Below are 18,157 nucleotides of genomic sequence, written 5' to 3' on the forward strand. Positions count from 1 at the left end.
TCGTACGGCGCCGCCGCGGCCCGAGCCTCACCTGTGTGGCTTGAGTGGTGCTCGATTCAGGCTGCGTACAGATCGAAGGTCGAGGTGCGCCGCGGCCCGCTGGCCACGTCCAGGCGCGGGTCGACGGCGAGCATCGCCTGGTGCAGCCGCTGGAGTTGCGGCGAGGGCTCCACGCCGAGCTCGGCGATCAGCCGCTGGCGCATCCGGCGGTAGACGTCGAGCGCGCTGGCCTGCCGGCCCGACCGGTAGAGCGCGACCATCGCCTGCGAGTGCAGCCCTTCGTGCTGGGGGTGGCGGGCGATCAGGTCGGTGAGCTCGGCGATGAGTTCGATGTGCCGGCCCAGCCGCAGGTCGGCGTCGATGCGGCGCTCGCGGGCCACGAGCCGGCTCTCCTCCAGCCGCATCACCTCGATGTCGAGGATCGGGCCGACGCGTACGTCCACCAGCACGGGCCCCTCCCACAGGTCCAGTGCCGCGCGCAGACACTTGGCCACCCGGGCGTCCTCGCCGTCCTCGTGCGCCTGCTGCCCCTCCGCCACCAGGCACTCGTACGCGCGCACGTCGACCGCCTCGGCCGGGATCTGGAGCAGGTAGCCGCCGTACCGGGTGGCGAGCACGTCCTTGGCCGAGCCGGGCGCGTCCGGGCCCATGGCGGTGCCCAGTCGGCGGCGCAGCTGGAGAATGTAGGTCTGAAGCGTGGTCAGCGCGCTCTGTGGCAGGTGGGTGCCCCAGATCTCTTCCATCAGCGTGGACACGGGCACCACCCTGCCCGGGTAGAGCGCGAGCAGCGCCAGGATCTGGCGCGGCTTGCCCGCAGTCGGGACGACCGATATACCGTTGACTTCGACATTCAACGGACCCAGGACCTTGATCTTCATTATTCCCCTCCGCACTTTGCCGGCCGACTTCGGCAACAAGTCGGTGTTCGAGTTTTCAATAGTGTCGCCTTCCGGCCCTTCTTGTCTTTTCCGTCGACGGCGGACGAGTGGCACCATATCCTCCCCCGACCGTCGCATATGCAGAAATTGAGTGCGTCTTGAGCGACCTTCCAATGGGGCCGCCGGACCCGGCGCACAGGCAGCCGACATAGCGCCGAGAAAACACCGGCGTGTCATGTAAAGGCCCATATCGGCCGACCGAGTTCTCTTCCGGCGCCCTAGGCGGCGCTGTTAGGTTTCCGGCCATGGCAACGGATTCGACGGCGCGCAGCGCCGACCCGCTCACCCGCGGGCTGCTGAACCGACTCGCCCGGGACCAGGCCGCAGGCCCTGCAGCCCGGGCTGCAGGCCCGACCGGGCTGCAGGGCCTGCCCGATCCGAAGACCCTGCTGCGACTGCTGAGCGCCTGGCATCGGCGCGGGGTGCAGGTGGGCTTTCCGGACCTGACCGGCGACCAGCCGTGAAAACGCGAGGCACCTGAATCCCCCTCAAGGAACACTCCACGACTCCCCGCGTACGGCTGACAAATCCTCCACCGGCGCCGAGAAGCGCCTAGAGTCCGGTAAGAGCGAAAGGATCTGTCCGCGGCCATTTCTGAGTGAATGCCGAATACGGATCTGCGGCCGCGTACTTGCCGACTCTCCCCGTGCGAGGATGAGATGGAGTTTGGGATCCTGGGTCCCGTCCAGGTCTTCGGCGAGCGCGCCGATATGCGGATCACACCGGCCGGCGCCAAGCAGCGCGCCCTTTTGGGTACGCTCGTCGTGAAGGCCGGCCAGGTCGTTTCCCCGGACCGGCTCGTCGACGAATTGTGGGGTGAACATCCGCCCGCCAACGCCGCCAATGCCCTCCAGACCCATATCGCCCGGCTGCGCCGGCTGCTGCCCGTCCCCGCACCCGGTTCCGGTTCCGGTTCCGGTTCCGGCGAGAGCCACCACGAGTGGCTCGTGACCCGCCCGCTGGGCTACGTACTGCGCCTGGGCCGGGCCGGCACCGACGCCCAGCGCTTCCACCACCTCACGGCCCGGGGCCGCTCGCTGGCCGCCACCGACCCGGCCCGTTCGGCCGAGGTCCTGCGCGAGGCGCTGGCGCTGTGGCGCGGCCCCGCACTGGAGGGCGCGGGCCGCGGCACCATCTGCTCGACCGAGGCATCGCTGCTGGAGGAGAGCCGGCTGATCACCCTGGAGACGCTGTACGACGCCTGCCTGCGGGCCGGCCGGGCCGGGGAGGTCGCCGGCGAGCTGGCGGAGCTGACGGCCTCTCACCCGCTACGTGAACGGTTCTACGAGCTGCTCATGACCGCGCTGCACCAGTGCGGGCGCCAGGCCGAGGCACTGGGCGTCTACGACCGGGCGCGACGCCGGCTCGTGCACGACCTCGGAGTGGAGCCAGGGCCCGTACTGCGCGGCCGTATGGAGTCGATCCGCCACCGGCAGGACCCGGCACCCGGAGAAACCGGAGAAACGGAGGGGGCGCCGGGCCTGCACCCGCTGGGCGCCGAGGTGGCCCGGCTGCGCCACCAGATCGAGGTCCTGAGCCGGCAGCAGCGAGAACTGACCGACCGCTTCGAGCAGCTGGCCACGGACCGCGCGGCGAGCCGCTGACGGCCGCCCTCGACGCCCCGTACACAGCACTGAAGTCCTTTGCTCGACCCCTCGTTCGAGGGGTCGGGAAAAGGGCTTCAGTGGTCATGCCGCCGGCTGCCGCGAGGCCAGGGCGGTCAGTTCGTCCGCGCCACGAGCCGCCCGCCGCCGGCCCCCGCCGGAGCGGTCACCGGGAGAGCCGCCTTGGGCGGGGCCGCACTCTCGGGGTGCGCCATCAGGATGGAGCGCTGCAGCCTGCTCAGCGCGGCCGAGGGCTCAAGGCCCAGCTCGGAGACGAGCATGGTGCGCAGCCGCTGGTAGACGTTGAGCGCCTCGCCGCGTCGGCCCGAGCGGTGCAGCGCCAGCATGAACTGACCGTGCAGGCTCTCGTGCAGGCGGTACTGCTTGACCAGGACGGTCAGCTCCGACAGCAGCTCGCGGTGGCGGCCCAGGCGCAGATCCGCCTCGATGCGCTGGTCGAGCGCGCACAGGCGCAGCTCCTCCAGGCGCCTGACCTCCGTCTCGATCCGGCTCCCGGCCTGTACGTCGGTGAGCGCGGGACCGGTCCACAGCGAGAGCGCGTCCGCCAGCCGGCGCGCGGCGCCCTGGTAGTCGTCGGCGTCCATCGCCCGGTAGCCGGCACCGGCCCTGCGCTCGAACTCCCGGTAGTCGACGCTTCCGCCACGGGTCTCCAGGCGGTAGCCGCCGGGGAGAGTGGCCAGAATGTCCTTCGGGGTGCAGCGCTCGTTCTCGCCGTACGCCAGTGCCACGCCGATGAGCTCGCGCAGTTGCAGGACGTACGTCTGCAACGTGGTGCGCGCGCTGCGCGGCGGGTTCTGCTCCCACAACTCCTCGATCAGCGTGGCCACAGGGACCGCATGGTCGGCGTGGAGCGCGAGCAGGGCCAGGACCTGCCGCGGCTTGGGTGCCGTCAGCGTGATCGACACCCCGTTTTCATGAACGGACAGCGCACCAAGCACTTCGATGTCCACGTTTTCCCCAAAGGTCGCCTGGAGCCGTTCCCGGCCTGCGCGTTCCCGCGTTTCCCGCTGCCGGGGCCCGGGTGTGCAGCCAACCGGACCCCTTGATAAAAAAACAGCATGGTCGGTTTGTCAATCCCAGATGCCTATCTGGAGGGTCCGGCAGACTATTTCCAGCCACTCTTTGACTCCATGACCACTCCGACTGCTCCCATCCGGGCGCCAATTGACTTGTATTTCCAGGCAAGTCGGCGCACCGATCCAGCCGAACACCGGCGAAAGAGGGTCACCGCGACATGTCCGAAACCTTCTTCACTGCCGCACGCAAGCGGCCCCGGCCCCTCGCGTCTTCGCGAAGAGCAGGGGCCATCTGCCCTCACCTGCCCTCACCTGCTGAAACGCGGTGCATGGGCAGCCGGGGTCGAGATTTCATCAGCGAGCGGAAACAAACCGACTGGTCTTTCCTAGTCGCCGGATGATCCTTCCGGTTCCAACGCCGCGAGGCGGTCCCCTGCCGCCAGCGCCGGCAGCAGCAGCTCCCAGAACCGGGCGATCGTACGCGGCATGAGCCAGACCTCTTCCCGGGAGCCGAGCGCCTCGAAGCCCGCGGTCGCGGCCACCACCGCGGTCACGGCGTTCTCCGGCGCCACCCCCGGCCGCAGCTCCCGCGCCTTCCCGGCCTCCGCCACGGCCTCCTCGACCCAGCACCGCCAGTGCTCACGCAGACCGCCGGGCGTCACGCGGGCCGTGTCGCGGCCCAGCCCGAAACCCGCCCGCAGCACCACGTCCCCGCGCAGCCCGAGGGCGAGCCCGTGGGTCACATCGACCAGGCACTGCAGCCGGCCCGCCCCCTCCCGCGACGCCACCCCGGCGATGATCCGCAACCGGTCCAGCGCGGCGCTCTCCACGGCGTCGGCCAGGGCCGCCTTGCCGGCGAAGTGGAAGTGCAGCGCTCCGCTGCTCACTCCGGCCTGTGCGCTGATCACGGAGAGGGACGCCACCGCGAAGCCCTCGCGGCAGAAGGTCTCGGCGGCGGATCCGATCAGCCTCTCCCGCGTTCGCACCGCACGTTCTTGTTCGGCCATCGAGTGCTCCGTCACTGCGGGGGATTGCCGTGCTTGCGGGAGGGCAGGTCCGCGTGTTTGCTGCGGAGCATCGCCAGCGAGTTGATGAGGACCTCGCGGGTCTGGGCCGGGTCGATGACATCGTCGACCAGGCCGCGCTCAGCGGCGTAATAGGGGTGCATCAGCTCGGCCTTGTACTCCTTGACCATGCGCTCGCGCATGGCCTCGGGGTCTTCGGCCTCGGCGATCTGCTTGCGGAAGATGACGTTGGCGGCGCCCTCGGCGCCCATCACCGCGATCTCGTTGGTGGGCCACGCGTAGGTCAGGTCGGCGCCGATGGACTGGGAGTCCATGACGATGTAGGCGCCGCCGTAGGCCTTGCGCAGGATCAGCGATATCCGCGGGACGGTGGCGTTGCAGTACGCGTACAGCAGTTTGGCGCCGTGGCGGATGATGCCGCCGTGCTCCTGGCCGACACCGGGCAGGAAGCCGGGCACGTCCAGCAGCGTGATGATCGGGATGTTGAAGGCGTCGCACATCTGGACGAACCGCGCGGCCTTCTCCGAGGCCTCGATGTCGAGCACACCGGCCAGCGACTGCGGCTGATTGGCCACCAGGGCGACCACCTGGCCGCCCAGCCGCCCCAGGGCGCAGATGATGTTGCGCGCCCAGCGCTCGTGGACCTCCAGGTAGTCGCCGTCGTCGACGAGCTCCTCGATCACCTTGGCCATGTCGTACGGGCGGTTGCCGTCGGCCGGAACCAGGTCCAGCAGCACCTCGCTGCGGCGGTCGGCCGGGTCCGCGGACTCCGCGCGCGGCGGGTACTCGCGGTTGTTCTGCGGAAGCATGGAGAGCAGGTAGCGGACCTCAAGGATGCAGGTCTCCTCGTCGTCGTACGCGAAGTGCGCCACGCCCGAGGTGCCGGCGTGCACGTCGGCGCCGCCGAGGCCGTTCTGGGTGATCTCCTCGCCGGTCACCGCACGGACCACGTCCGGGCCGGTGATGAACATCTGCGAGGTCTCGCGGACCATGAACACGAAGTCCGTCAGCGCCGGGGAGTAGGCCGCGCCGCCGGCGCACGGGCCCAGCATCACCGAGATCTGCGGGATGACCCCGGAGGCCTTGGTGTTGCGCTGGAAGATGCCGCCGTAGCCGGCCAGCGCGGAGACGCCCTCCTGGATACGGGCGCCCGCGCCGTCGTTCAGGGACACCAGCGGCGCACCGGCCGCGATGGCCATGTCCATGATCTTGTGGATCTTCGTGGCGTGCGCCTCGCCCAGCGCGCCGCCGAAGATCCGGAAGTCATGGGCGTAGACGAAGACCGTGCGGCCCTCGACCGTGCCCCAGCCGGTGATGACACCGTCCGTGTACGGCCTCTTGGCCTCCAGGCCGAAACCGGTCGCCCGGTGCCGGCGCAGCTGCTCGACCTCCTGGAACGAGCCCGCGTCCAGCAGCAGCTCGATGCGCTCCCGGGCGGTCAGCTTGCCCTTGGCGTGCTGCGCCTCGGTCGCCTTCTCACTGGGGCCGCGCAGCGCCTCCGCACGGATCGCGTGCAGTTCCGCCACCCGGCCGCGCGCGTCCGAAGGCTCGGCGGTCACTGGGAGAATGTCATTGAGGACTGTCACTGTGCCTGCCTCCCTCATGAGCGCGGCCGGACTGCACCCAGTCAACAAACCGCTATGCGGTTTACATGAGGTGAGGGCTGGCACGCGCGTGAATCAGCGTTGGAAAAAGCGCCTGCCGATTCGCGGCCGGCGCTCATGGCTCTATCGCCAGCCGTACGGGGAACGCCACTCGCCGCCGGGGTCCTCGGGACGGCGCCACGACGGGACGGCGGGAAGCGGCTCCTGCTCACAGGTCACCGCCGTCCGCCCGGCCAGCAGTGAGCACAGCACGACGGCCACCGCGGCGAGTTCGTCATCGTCGGCCCGTCCGCGCTCGACCCGCAGCGCGAGGGGTGTGACGTCCGCTTCACCCATGTCCGCTCCTCTCGGTTCCGGCCACCGTCCGTTACCGCGCTACAGAGGCACTTCAGTGCCGCTCAAGAGGCGCCGGAGCGGGCGGCCCGAACCGCCACCCACGCTGTGAGCCGGAGAAGGGGCGGGCTGCGCACAGCGGTGCCACCGACCGCGGGCGGCGACGGCGAACGATCCCGTACGGAGGCTCCGATTCCTCTGGAAATCAAACCGGTTGCCCTCTATTTTTCCTCCACAGCCATCTCCGTCTCGTTCAGGGGGAGCGATGAACGCGAGCACGTTCCGGTTCGAAGGTCCGTCGATCGAGCACACGACGACGCAAGCCGCTCAGTCACCTTTCCGGTCGGCCGAACCGCTTCACGGGCACCTGACCACCACGGTCCCCAGGGAACTGGTGCACCGGGCAGCCGTCGCCGAGGTCGTGCTCACCGGCTGGCAGCGCCTGGGTGACGCCCACTTCGCGATGACCGCCCAATGGCCGCGGGGCCACAGCTTCTTCACTCCCGTGAACGGAACCCACCACGACCCGCTGATCGCCGCTGAAACGATCTGCCAGGCCGGTGCCCTGCTCGCCCACGCCGAGTTCGGCGTTCCCTTCGCCCACCAGTTCCTGCTGGACGAGCTGGCCTTCACCGTGCGTCCCGAGGAGATACGGGTCGGCGGGACGCCCGCCGCGCTGGACCTCGACGTCACCTGTTCGAAGATCAGGAAGCGAGGCCACCGGCTGGCCGGCATGTGTGTCGAGACCAGGGTGCTGCGCGAGAGGCGGCTCGCCGCGTCGGGACGGATCTCCTTCAGCACCATCACTCCGGCCGTGTACCGGCGGCTGCGTCCGCAGCGCGTCCTCGACGCCGGGGACCGCCCCCTCCCGCCGACGGCTCCGGTGGCCCCGGCCGCCGTGGGGCGCTTCTCACCCACCGACGTGGTCCTCTCCCCCACCGGCGAGCCGGACCGCTGGCAACTGCGCGTGGACACCTGCCACCCCACCCTCTTCGACCACCAGGCCGACCACGCTCCGGGCATGGTGCTCCTCGAGGCCGCCCGCCAGGCGGCGACCGCGGTCCTGGACAGACCCTCGATCCTGCCGCTCGGCCTCGACTGCGCCTTCATGAGGTACGTGGAGCTGGACCTGCCCTGCCTGATCGAGGCCCTGCGCCTGCCCAAGGCCGCGCCCGAGGACCCGGAGACGGTTCTCGTCACGGGCCGCCAGGAGGGCCGGCCCGTGTTCACCTCGACCCTGCGGGCCGCCCCGTTCGACTGACCGCGCGAAGAAGGAGCGCCCCACCTCGTCGCGCAGCAGTTTGTCCCGGCACAGGACCGCCGCGTCGAGGGAGCGGTCCCGGCCGGGTCCGGGCGGGACTACACGTGCCGTCTATCCCGGGCGGGACGCCGCGGCCGTCGCACCACCGGGCTTCAGCCCGCTCAGGACGTCGGCCGAGGCCAGCCGGGGCAGCAGCAGATCCCAGAACTGCACCAGCGTCTGCGCCGACGTCCACGTACGGTCGTCCGCGCCGAGCTGCTCGAAACCGACGGTCGCCGCCACCACCGTGACCGAGGCATCGGCGGCGGACACCCCCTGGGCGAGGACGCCTTCGCGCTCGGCGTCCCCGAGCACCTCCTCGACCCAGCTCTGCCACTGTCCGCGCAGATCCACGGCCCCCTCGCGGCGCGGCGGGCCGCTGCCCAGCTCGAAGCCGGCCCGGACCACGACGTCCTGGTCCAGCCGCTCCATCAGCGCATGGGTGGCGTCGATGAGCCGCTGCAGCGGACCGGGGCCGCCCGCCCGCGCCGACGCGGCGATCGCACGGACCACGGCGGCCGCCTCGTCCTCGACCCCGCGCGCCAGGGCCTGCTTGCTCTCGAAGTGGAAGTGCAGCGCGCCATTGCTCACTCCGGCCCTCCTGCTGATGGAGGTGAGCGAGGCCAGAGCGAAGCCGTCCCGTGCGAACACCTCGGCCGCCGCTCGCACCAAGGACTCGCGCGTGCGCGCGGCACGCTCCTGCTTCACCATCGACGGATCTCCCCTGCCTGCGGTCGGCCGGCCGCACCGTGGACCGGCTCTCACGTTCGTGCCTGCTCGTGCGGCCTGCCGGGGGCGGGTTGCCGCGCCCCGCGCGTGCACACGGGAAGGCAGACCGACGCGGTTCGTACGAGGCCCCGCGAGGGACCGGGCGCGTACCCGCAGGCGTGTCCGGGTGGTCGGCGCGGCCGCCCACCGAGCCGCGCGACACGGGCCCATGGGATCGGACTTGCGCTCCTCACTCATGGACCTTCGCGGCCCGGCCGACGAGGACGATGATAACAAACCGCACACGCGGTCTCTATTTTACCTGCGAAGATACAGCGAAGCCAGTGCCGCTTCGGCGCTGTTTCCCGATGCGCCGGGATGCGGATCCGGCCGTCGGCGAAATCCGGCCACCGGCGCCTCCCCGCCCACGGCCACCGCGCCTTCCCGCCGGCGGGGCAACACCCGGACCACGGCCGGTGCGCTTCGCCCGGCCGCCGACGACCTGCCTTGATCAGGGTCTTTCCCTTTCCCCGAAAGACACCGTCGGACAGTCCGCTCGAGGGCGACTCGAGGGGCAGGCGGGTGACGCCTCCCGCGCACCCCGTGGACCGCAGGTGGTCCACGGCGCCGCGACCGCGGACGGCTTGCCCGTTTCGGGTCGACATGAAGGGATACGGGCACTCCTCTGCATATTTGGAACTACTCGGTCCACATATTGCACATTGGAACTTCGCATTCCTTCTAGAAATTAAACCGGGTGGTATGTATCTTCCATGTCCTCGGGGATCCAGCACCCACATTCAGGCCAAGGCCTAGGCGGCTCGGGGGAACCATGTCTACGAGTACGTACCGCATGAACCGCGCGATACCCGGCATGACGGATCTGGGGGGCCGTGCAGCCCCCGCAGGAGGCGGCGTCCTCGCCCTCCAGCCTCTGACCAGCACCGTTCCCAAGGAACTCGTTCACCGCGCGAGCGTCGCCGAGGTCATGCTGACCGACTGGGCGCGCAGGGGCGATCACCACTTCGCCCTGGCCGCCCAGTGGCCTCGCGGGCACAGCTTCTTCACGAACGTCGACGGCTGCCACGACCCGTTGATCGCCGCCGAGACGATCCGCCAGAGCGGCTTGCTCCTGGCGCACGCCGAGTACGGGGTCCCGTTCGGCCACCACTTCCTCGTGAGCGATCTCAGCGTGGCGGTACGGCCTGCGCATCTGCGCGTCAACGGAACTCCCGCCTCGCTCGAACTCGACGTCAGGTGCCGTGACGTGAAGGAGCGCCGCGGCGAGGTGACGGGGTTCCGCATCGAGGTGGAGATCTACCGCGACGGCGGCCTCGTCGCGACCGGGGGCGGCACGCTGACGTGCATCGCCCCCCGGGTCCACCAGCGGCTGCGTGCCGTCCGCGACCCCGGCTGCGCGCGCGTCCTCCCGCTGACGGCCCCGGAGCCACCGCAGACCGTCGGGCGCATGTCCCCCATGGACGTGGTCCTCTCCCCCGTCGGCGAGCCGGACCGGTGGCAGCTGAGGGTGGACACCCGCCACCCCGTGCTCTTCGACCACATGGTCGACCACGTGCCCGGCATGCTGCTCCTCGAGGCCGCCCGCCAGGCCGCGGCGGCGACCCTGGGACACGCCTGCCTGCCGCTCGCCGTCGCCAGCGAGTTCCTGCGGTACGTCGAGCTGGACGCCCCCTGTGCGATCGAGGCGTGCCTGGTTGCGGGGACGGGCGAGGAGGGCGCGAGGACCGTGCTCGTCACCGGCCGGCAGGGCGGGGCGACCGTGTTCCGGTGCACCGTGACCATGGCCCCGCCCCTGCGGTGACCGCCCTCGGGCATCCGCTCCCCCGGGAAGGCCGCAGCTCTCCGGGGGAAGCGGATGCCACTCGGGTCCGCCCGCCGGTCACCCGCCCGGCGCGAAAGCCGCCAGATGGTCCTCGGCCCACGCACCGAACGTGCCCGCCGGGCGGCCGGTCAGTGTGCCGACGGTGTCCTCCACCCCGGCCTTCGCGCCTGCGCGCTGGCGTTCCGCGCTCTCCAGCAGCGCTTCGACCACCGGCGCCGGATAACGGCGTGCGAGTGCGGCGCGCGCGTCGTCCGGGGTGAGTTCCTCGAAACGCAGCGGGACGCCCAGCAGCCGGCCGAGCTGCTGCGTCTGCCCGACCGCGGTGACGGCCTCGGGTCCGGTCAGCGTGTAGGCGCGGCCGGCGTGCCCCTCCTCGGTCAGGACGCGTGCGGCGACCTCCGCGACGTCCCTCGGGTCCACACAGGCGTTGCCCGAGGTCCCGTGCAGCGCGCGAACGGTGCGCGCGGACCGGACGGACGGCGCCCACGACAGGGCGTTGGAGGTGAACGCGCGCGGGCGCAGCAGGGTCCACTCCAGGCCGGAGGCGCGCAGCAGATCCTCGTTGGCGCGCTGCCAACGGGTGATGAGATCGTCGGCCTGCTCGTCCAGCACCGTGGCGGCGGAGAGCTTCACCACCCGTTGCACTCCGGCCGTTCGTGCCGCGCGGACGAACCGGTCGTCGTCGTCACCGGCGACGCTGGTCGTGACGAGGAACGCCGTCCGTATGCCGTCCAGCGCCCTGGCCAACGATCGCGGATCCCTGTAGTCCCCGGCGACCGTCTCCGCCGTCGCGGCCGCCCCGGTCACCTTCGCGGGATGCCTGGCCATGATGCGGACACGCCGGCCGGGCGCAAGCCGCCCGAGCAGTTCCCGGCCCACCGTCCCCGTCGCCCCGGTCACCAGGATCACCGGGGGTCTCCTTCGCCCGCCGAGGCCACGCCGTCATGCGATCCGTCCATGGACTCCTGCTCCTCCGGCGATGCTTTTCCGCAACTGATTGAATGTCGTACGGCTGGAAGGGGGTACGCAAACACCAAACAGCTGTAATATACAAACTGGACGGTTTTTTATTGGGTCTCCGGGCTCATCGACAGGAGGAGGCCGGCATGGCGAAGCAGGAGCGGGCGGTCCGGACCCGGCACGCGATCCTCTCGTCGGCAGCCAGGATCTTCGAGGAACGCGGCTACCAGGCGGCGACCGTCAGCGAGATCCTCGCCAGCGCCGGAGTGACCAAGGGAGCCCTGTACTTCCACTTCCCCTCGAAGGAACACCTCGCCGAGGGCGTCCTGCACGCCCAGGACCTCAACGTGCCCATCCCCGAGCGCGCCTGCATGGTGCAGCAGCTGGTGGACACCGTGGTCCTGCACGCCTACCGCCTGCAGACGGACCCCATGGTCCGGGCGGGCGTCCGCCTGTCGCTCGACCAGCAGGCCCAGGGGCTCGACCGCAGCGGACCCTTCCTGCGCTGGAGCGAAGTGGGGGTCGAACTGCTGGACAAGGCCAGGGCCCAGGGCGAGCTGCTGCCCCATGTGGTGTCGGGCGAGACCGCCGACGTCCTGGTGGGAGCCTTCGCCGGCGTCCAGGCCATGTCCCAGGCTGTGTGCAATTACCAGGACCTGCCCCCCAGGGTCAGCGCCTTGCTGCGCCATGTGCTGCCCAGTGTGGTCCTTCCGTCCGTCCTCGCCTCGGTGGACCTCACCGCGACCAGGGGGGCCGCGGTCTACGCCGAGCTGCAGGCTCTGCACCCCGAGCTCGAGCCGGCACCCGTCAGCTGACCACCCCGGCGAGGACACCGGCGGCCTGCGCTCCCGCGCCCCGGCCGAAGTACGCCGTCAGGGCGGCGGCCGGCCCGCCGGCCCCCGACGCCCAGGCGATGTAGCCGTCGGGCCGCACCAGCAGGGCGTCGCAGGGCAGTTGAGGCACCGGCTCGGCATGCACCACCCGCACCAGCCCGGCCCAGCCCCGGGCCTGCTCGGCATAGCCGCCGCTGCCGCCCCTGTCGCCGAAGAGCAGCAGCAGCGGGGACCCCTCGCGCAGCAGGCCGATCACATCGGCCGTACCTTCCCGGGTCCGCAGGACGGCGTTGCGCAGAAACGTCCCTTCCCAGGGAGAGGAGTCCGCGGCGCGCGCGGGCAGCACGGTGTCCTGGGCACTGACCATGGAGGCCAGCACACCGCTCTCCCCTCCCCCGGCCAGCAGCTCGCCGAACAGGGCGCGCAGCGGGTCGAGTTCGGGGCCGGGCCGCATCAGGGCGAGCTGGGCGCGCGTGTTGTCGATCACCCGCTGGGCTGCGGGCCGGCGCTCCCGGTCGTAGGTGTCGAGCAGCCCCGCGCCCGCCCTGCCGCGTACCGTGAGCGCGAGCTTCCAGCCGAGGTTGACGGCGTCGAGCAGTCCGGTGCTCAGCCCCTGGCCACCGATCGGGAAGTGCACGTGCGCGGCGTCCCCGGCCAGCAGGATGCGCCCCTTGCGGTAGGAGGCGACCAGCCGGGAGAAGTCGCTGAACCTGCTCAGCCACCTGGGATCGCGCATCGCGATGTCCCCTCCGGTGATCCAGCTGACCTCGCGGTGCAGCTCTTCCAGCAGGAGCGGCAGATCGCGCCGGGTGTGCGCGCCCTGGCAGTTGAGAGTCCGCAGGCGGACCGTTCCGCCTCCCACGTGCTTGGCGACGACCCAGCCGCGCTCGGTGCGGTGCCACCCCGCCTCCAGGCCCATACCCTCCCCGACGCGGACGTCGCCCGCCATCGCCGAGATGGTGGCGGGGTAGGTGCGGGAGGCGAAGCCCGCCTGACGGCGTACGAGGCTGCGCGCCCCGTCGGCTCCCACGAGGTAGCTGCCCGTGCAGACCACCGCGCCGCCCGGCCCCTGCGCGGTGACGCTCACGCCGCCCGGCCCCTGCCGCACCTCCGCCACCCGGTGTCCGCGCAGGATCCGCGCGCCGGCGGCCCGGGCCCGCCGCTCGAAGTGGCGCTCGAGTTCTTCCTGCGAGCACTTCAGGATCGGCTGCGGCTCGGCGGGAGGGGCCGAGATGGCCAGCCCCGGGATGCCGGCGAAGTGGAACGGGCTGCTGACCGGCGCCGGGCCGTCGCCCTCCCCTTCGGTCACGAGCCCGGTGAGATGTCCGCGCCGCGCGAGACTCTGCACCGCGCGGGCATGCAGTGTGCTCGCTTTGGGGCACCGGGAGACGGCGGTCCGCGACTCGACCACCACGGTGCGCACTCCCTGCCCCGCCAGTTCGCAGGCGAGGAGCATCCCCACGGGCCCCCCGCCGACGACCACCACTTGCCCTTGTACGCAGCGCACCATCCGGACCTCCCCCAGTCGTGGACCAGTACACGAGCGGCGAGGCGAAGGAGGCGCAGCGCACCGGGCCTCGGCGTCCACCCCGTCCGAACAACGTCCCTCCTCCCCCGCAGGAGTTGAGCTGCCCAGCTCACTCGTTCGTACGAGCGAAGAAAAATATACCGGGTGAGCGGTTTCTTTGCAACGGCGGTGCCGGTCCTGCTTCCCCTCGCTTGAGGCGGCAGGCGCACACGGCCCCCGGGAGAACACATCACCCGGGTCCCGCTGCTACAACGCCAGCGCCACGCCCGGCTCCCGCATCGCCGACGACGACGGCGGCCCGCCCTGCGAACGCCCGGTCCTGCACCCCTTGCCGCCCGGCGCCGGTGTCCGCGGACCGACGGCCTCGGCCGGCACCCCGGCCGCGTACAGGCCCTCGGGGCCGGTGTCGCGGTCGTGCGGCAGCAGCCAGAACACCCGGCGGCGGAAGGTGCCCGAGGAGCGGGACGGTTTGGCGCCGGGGCCCAGCAGCGCGCAGCCGACCATGCGTCCGCCGCGGCGGCAGGACGGCTTGCCGCGCCGCGTCGGCAACAGGTCCAGGCTCCGCCGTACGCAGTCGAGCGTGCCGAGGTCCTCGAGCCGGACCAAGCCGGCCTCGTGAACGAGCTCGTCCTCAGCGATGAGAGCGCTCATACCGTCTCCTCGTCGGCGACCGGTCCGACGCCCGGGCAGTACGTGCGCCGGCCGGACAGGACCATCTCCTCGGGCGACACCAGTCCCACCACTTCGCGGACCCGGGCTGCGAAGGCGCGTGACGAGACGACCGGGGCCCCTCATTCTGACACCACGCCTTGCAGGCAGCGTAGAGCTGCGCCCGTTCCGCCCGCAGGTCACCCTCCAGCCGGCAGGACCCGGCGAGAAAACGGCCGGTGTGGTCCTCGGTGCCGCCGGACCGATCTCCGCACTGCCCCACCCGCCCCCTCCACGCCCCCACCGTCAACTCCTGCAAGCGCCAGCCCCGCTCCTTCGCCCCCACCCGCTGCAACGGGGCCACGACCACCGCGGCTGCACCGTCCGCATCACCGGCCACGGCGCGGCGGACCTCCTGAAAAGAGCCAGTACCCAGCGTCGCACCTGACACGTACTGGATTTCTTCAGCCGCCACACAGCACAGGACCGGGACCGCGGCCCTTCCCCCGCACCAACCTCAAAGGACGCTCACCTGCACAAACGCGTACCGCCGAAGGACGACACCAACCACCGCGCCCGCAGGCCCACACAGGAAGTGTCATGACCCTGCCCAGCAGAGATGTCACGTCCTGCCACGCGTAACGTCACGGCCATACCATCGGCCACATCCGCAGCGACCCAGCCCAAAGAGCCGGTGCCGTCAACCTGAAGCCGGCTCAGTAATGACGCCACCACCCCGGCATCGCAATGACACTTCACAGGGGGACAGTGCTCTCCACCCGCTCGCGGTCGGGACGCGCCAGGAGCGATCCTGGCCGGGCGCGCCGCAGCCACTGCACGAAAACAGGGCAGTGCTCAGTTCGTGCTCGGTCTCCTGCCACCGGTCGAGGATGAAGGCGAAGGTCCTGGGGATCAGCCAGGGGTCGTCTGTCCAGACGAGGGTGGGGACAGGCAGCGTGCAGGCGATGGAACAACTGCCTTGACATCCTCCCGGGCCTAAGAGGTCCTAACAACGGGGGTGTTCCGGACGCCGTAGCCCTGGTATCCCGGGTCCCGCTGGACCGTTCGAAGAAGACGGCCGAGTGCGGGACGGTAATAGTCATGCCTGCCTGCGACGGCACCCCCGGCCGCCACAGGCAGGCACCCGACTCGAGTCGGCCCGCGGTCTAGCAGGTCTTGCGCACGTAGCCGCTGCTGCCCGCGGGTTTCACGTCCACGTCGCGCTGGACGATGCTCAGCGTGCTGCCCCACCCGTTGCAGGCCTTCGACCTGCCGGAGTTGGTGTACTCGATCACTATCACGTTGTTTCCGAAGGCGCTGGTGTAGTCGCCGCACTCGTCGTACTGACCGCACTCCTCGGCCACGGCGAAGTCCAGACCGTTGGCGGTGTGGTTGCCTGCCAGGTCGGGAGTGTTCTTCTGGGCGATGGCCAGGCCGTCCGCGTGGGCGCGGGCGGAGAGCAGCTTGATGAACGCCTGCGCGTTGCCGGCCGTCAGGCGGTTCCCGGAACGGGTGTAGCTGTCGTAGTTGTCGGGCTCGATCGCCTGGAAGCCCTTGGTCTTGCAGCTGTCGATCAGGCTTCCGATCTTGCCGGCGATCCGCTGCCGCTTGCCGTCGGTGCTGACGTCGAGGAAGGCCTCGCCCCAGTCCTCGTCGTAAACGACCTTGCCGGACGAGTCGCGCAGCAGCAGGTCGGAGTCCCACTGGCTCTCGGCACCCGGCTGCGCCTGGAAGGCGTTGACGTAGCAGATGTTGTACAGGCCTGCCGCCGGGGAGGCGGTGTTGTCCCGGGTGACGACCTTCACCCCGGCCGGCGGGGTGTAGGCACCGCCGATCTGATAGTCGAAGCCGACGTGTGCGGGCGGCAGGGGCACGGATGCGGCCTGTGCGGAGGCCGCCGGGGCGACCAGAGCACCGACCAGCGCTGCCGCGCCGATGAGGGTGCCCGTGAGCTTGCGGGAAGGGGGGCTGAATCGGCTCATGTGGATGAGCTCCCAGGGGAAAGAGGGCACGTCCCCGCCTCGGACGTGTAAGGACGTCCTGGCGACTTGGGCCGGGCTCGTGGCGCGAGGCCTGCATACCGGCTGGGCGTGTCTCTGAACACGGAGCACGGCTCCGGTGTTGTCCGGGAGTAAAGCGACTGCCCGTAAAGATGTCAACGCTGGAACTCCTCGCCGGCGAATTCCTGCGTTTCGTCGCTCGCGGCAGCAGGTCGGCCCACGTAGTCGGCGGATTCGCGACAGCCGTCGTTCATGGCGATCAGCTCTTCTGATCAGCTCTTTTGATCAGCTCTTTGGTGCCGTCAGCGCATACGCCCATCAGCACGAGCACGCACAACTTCGCCTCGTGCAGGTGTACTGGGTAGGTGGATGCCGTCGGCCCATGTGCAGGCGTAGTCGCTGGTGGACAGATCGCGCTCGCCGAAGGCACCGACGGGCGAACGCGGCGCGGGAGCCGACGCGACCGTCAGCGCACGGCGGGCTCGGCGTTCCTTCGCATGCCCTACCTGCGTGACGGTCTGGCCCGCATGGGCGCGATCGTCGACACCTTGGAGACCGCCGCCACCTGGGGCCGGATCCCCGCGCTCATCGACGCCGTACACGCCGAGGTCGGCGCCGCCGCCCTGAAGGCCACCGGCCACCGGGCACCCGTCACCTGGCGCCCGACCCACGCCTACCCCGACGGCGCCACCCCCTACTTCGCCATGGCCGTGGCCGGCCGCTCCGGCGACGAAGTCCAGGTCTGGGACGACAGCAAGGCCGCCGCGACCGACGTCCTGCACAGCCACCGCACCACGATCACCCACCAACACGGCGTGGGCCGCGGCCACCACCCCGCCTGCAACCTCCAGCGGCCCGAACCCTTCGCACCGGTGCTGCAAGCCGCCAAGAACAGCCTCGACCGGCACCACATCCCCATCCCCCATCCCCCTCCCCCATCCCGGGTGTCCTGCCCGACTTCAGGCCGGCACGCGGAAAGCGAGCGCCCCGACGCCTGGTCAGGCACAGGCGAAAGCCTCCTCGGGGACATCGTCGAGGACGAATCCGTTGTCGAGCCGGACGCGGACCGTGACGCGGAGCATCCGTCGCTGGTGGGCGGCCCACTGCTCTTCCAAGGCCTCCACCTGCTCCCCCAGTTGCTTTCTGCTCGCCGGCGGCATCTGGTGGCCGAAGTCGTCGAGGAGCGACTTGAGGCGCAGATACTCACGGACCTCGTGGCTCTGCTGCCGGTGATGTTCGTCCACACGCTCGACAGTGCCCTCGATGCCTGCTGCCAGGGCCACAGAGGCGGCGAAGGCACCCGTCTCCTCCGGGGGCTCCCCGGCTGGGATCACCGACCCGGCCAACCGGAGCTCCGCCGCCAGCCGCACCCGTTGGCCCACGTTCAGCGTCATCGATCCTTCGTCTTCCTCGTCGGTCACCGGCGACCCGGTAGACGCGGCGTCGCCAGGTGTACCGGAGAGGACAGGATCATCCCACTCCCACCTCCGGTCCCGACACGATCGAAGCCCTCGCCGAACTTCGCCTGCGCAACAGCTGGCCGCACGACGGGCGAACAAGAGCCCGAAGACGGTCTGTCGGACGGTGGCGAGAACGGCTTGGAGGCCGCAAGCCCGCCAAGCTCCACGGAGACAAGGGCTGTGACTACCGGCGCCTGCGACGACGGTTCGCCGCCCGTGGGATCAGACATCGCCTCGCCCGTGACGGCGGCCGTGGCAAAGTCCAGGTGTGTGGCCAGTCGAGTCCAGGCTGATGGCCACCGGAATTCCCGGTGGATGGCCGTCTGACCAGTGGTG

Annotated in this window: 16 protein-coding genes and 1 pseudogene; 6 read left to right on the plus strand and 11 right to left on the minus strand. The window is 70.6% G+C overall.

Annotation, left to right across the window (positions count from 1 at the left end):
• Window positions 1-56: 56 nt before the first annotated feature.
• On the minus strand, window positions 57-878 hold the full coding sequence (locus ACFYR3_RS41920; protein ID WP_355857440.1) for an AfsR/SARP family transcriptional regulator: 822 nt from the start codon (window positions 876-878) through the stop codon (window positions 57-59).
• Window positions 879-1,183: 305 nt separating this feature from the next.
• Between ACFYR3_RS41920 and ACFYR3_RS41925 the strand changes: the two genes are divergently transcribed.
• Both ACFYR3_RS41925 and ACFYR3_RS41930 read left to right on the plus strand, forming a co-directional pair.
• Window positions 1,184-1,402 (plus strand): hypothetical protein, encoded by a 219-nt coding sequence (locus tag ACFYR3_RS41925; RefSeq protein ID WP_355857437.1) that lies wholly within the window; start codon window positions 1,184-1,186, stop codon window positions 1,400-1,402.
• Between the two features lie 195 nt (window positions 1,403-1,597).
• Window positions 1,598-2,542: an AfsR/SARP family transcriptional regulator gene (locus ACFYR3_RS41930; protein WP_356785232.1), complete on the plus strand. Its 945-nt coding sequence runs from the start codon at window positions 1,598-1,600 to the stop codon at window positions 2,540-2,542.
• 116 nt (window positions 2,543-2,658) lie between these two features.
• Here ACFYR3_RS41930 and ACFYR3_RS41935 read toward each other — a convergent pair whose 3' ends face one another.
• The 4 genes from ACFYR3_RS41935 to ACFYR3_RS41950 form a co-directional block, all read right to left on the minus strand.
• Window positions 2,659-3,513, minus strand: coding sequence for an AfsR/SARP family transcriptional regulator (locus ACFYR3_RS41935; RefSeq protein WP_355857431.1), 855 nt, complete (start codon window positions 3,511-3,513; stop codon window positions 2,659-2,661).
• Window positions 3,514-3,965: 452 nt separating this feature from the next.
• Window positions 3,966-4,586 (minus strand): ScbR family autoregulator-binding transcription factor, encoded by a 621-nt coding sequence (locus ACFYR3_RS41940; RefSeq protein WP_356785231.1) that lies wholly within the window; start codon window positions 4,584-4,586, stop codon window positions 3,966-3,968.
• 11 nt (window positions 4,587-4,597) lie between these two features.
• Window positions 4,598-6,208, minus strand: coding sequence for an acyl-CoA carboxylase subunit beta (locus tag ACFYR3_RS41945; RefSeq protein WP_389287474.1), 1,611 nt, complete (start codon window positions 6,206-6,208; stop codon window positions 4,598-4,600).
• Window positions 6,209-6,331: 123 nt separating this feature from the next.
• Window positions 6,332-6,544, minus strand: a complete 213-nt coding sequence (locus tag ACFYR3_RS41950; RefSeq protein WP_326783044.1) for an acyl-CoA carboxylase subunit epsilon — start codon at window positions 6,542-6,544, stop codon at window positions 6,332-6,334.
• A 262-nt stretch (window positions 6,545-6,806) separates the two neighbouring features.
• Here ACFYR3_RS41950 and ACFYR3_RS41955 point away from each other — a divergent pair, with 262 nt between their 5' ends.
• Window positions 6,807-7,802 carry a ScbA/BarX family gamma-butyrolactone biosynthesis protein gene (locus ACFYR3_RS41955; protein ID WP_355857217.1) on the plus strand — a complete coding sequence of 332 codons (996 nt, stop codon included), beginning with the start codon at window positions 6,807-6,809 and terminating at the stop codon, window positions 7,800-7,802.
• Between the two features lie 111 nt (window positions 7,803-7,913).
• On the opposite strand, the gene ACFYR3_RS41960 is transcribed toward ACFYR3_RS41955, so the two are convergent.
• The gene (locus ACFYR3_RS41960; protein ID WP_356785228.1) at window positions 7,914-8,552 is read right to left on the minus strand and encodes a ScbR family autoregulator-binding transcription factor; all 639 of its coding nucleotides are present in this window, start codon (window positions 8,550-8,552) and stop codon (window positions 7,914-7,916) included.
• 829 nt (window positions 8,553-9,381) lie between these two features.
• Between ACFYR3_RS41960 and ACFYR3_RS41965 the strand changes: the two genes are divergently transcribed.
• Window positions 9,382-10,371, plus strand: a complete 990-nt coding sequence (locus tag ACFYR3_RS41965) for a ScbA/BarX family gamma-butyrolactone biosynthesis protein (protein ID WP_389287477.1) — start codon at window positions 9,382-9,384, stop codon at window positions 10,369-10,371.
• A gap of 78 nt (window positions 10,372-10,449) precedes the next feature.
• On the opposite strand, the gene ACFYR3_RS41970 is transcribed toward ACFYR3_RS41965, so the two are convergent.
• Complete coding sequence (locus ACFYR3_RS41970; RefSeq protein ID WP_355857226.1) at window positions 10,450-11,301, minus strand: NAD(P)H-binding protein; 852 nt, start codon at window positions 11,299-11,301, stop codon at window positions 10,450-10,452.
• A 197-nt stretch (window positions 11,302-11,498) separates the two neighbouring features.
• On the opposite strand from ACFYR3_RS41970, the gene ACFYR3_RS41975 reads away from it, so the two are divergent.
• Window positions 11,499-12,167: a ScbR family autoregulator-binding transcription factor gene (locus ACFYR3_RS41975; protein WP_326783049.1), complete on the plus strand. Its 669-nt coding sequence runs from the start codon at window positions 11,499-11,501 to the stop codon at window positions 12,165-12,167.
• On the opposite strand, the gene ACFYR3_RS41980 is transcribed toward ACFYR3_RS41975, so the two are convergent.
• The 3 genes from ACFYR3_RS41980 to ACFYR3_RS41990 all read right to left on the minus strand — a co-directional run bounded on the left by ACFYR3_RS41980 (window position 12,160) and on the right by ACFYR3_RS41990 (window position 16,343).
• Window positions 12,160-13,695, minus strand: a complete 1,536-nt coding sequence (locus tag ACFYR3_RS41980) for an FAD-dependent monooxygenase (protein ID WP_389287479.1) — start codon at window positions 13,693-13,695, stop codon at window positions 12,160-12,162. The two genes, ACFYR3_RS41975 and ACFYR3_RS41980, sit on opposite strands and share 8 nt — an antisense overlap.
• Window positions 13,696-13,959: 264 nt before the next feature.
• Entirely contained in the window at window positions 13,960-14,364 is a 405-nt protein-coding gene (locus tag ACFYR3_RS41985) for a DUF6009 family protein (RefSeq protein ID WP_389287481.1), read from the minus strand.
• A 1,163-nt stretch (window positions 14,365-15,527) separates the two neighbouring features.
• Complete coding sequence (locus ACFYR3_RS41990) at window positions 15,528-16,343, minus strand: endo alpha-1,4 polygalactosaminidase (protein ID WP_389287483.1); 816 nt, start codon at window positions 16,341-16,343, stop codon at window positions 15,528-15,530.
• Between the two features lie 545 nt (window positions 16,344-16,888).
• Between ACFYR3_RS41990 and ACFYR3_RS41995 the strand changes: the two are divergent.
• Window positions 16,889-17,209: pseudogene (locus ACFYR3_RS41995) on the plus strand (FAD-linked oxidase C-terminal domain-containing protein); the annotation flags it as partial.
• Window positions 17,210-17,359: 150 nt separating this feature from the next.
• Here the strand turns inward: ACFYR3_RS41995 and ACFYR3_RS42000 are convergent.
• Window positions 17,360-17,782: a hypothetical protein gene (locus ACFYR3_RS42000; RefSeq protein ID WP_389287485.1), complete on the minus strand. Its 423-nt coding sequence runs from the start codon at window positions 17,780-17,782 to the stop codon at window positions 17,360-17,362.
• Window positions 17,783-18,157: the final 375 nt, after the last annotated feature.

The sequence above is a fragment of the Streptomyces sp. NPDC005784 genome (assembly GCF_042871525.1).
Taxonomy (GTDB): domain Bacteria; phylum Actinomycetota; class Actinomycetes; order Streptomycetales; family Streptomycetaceae; genus Streptomyces.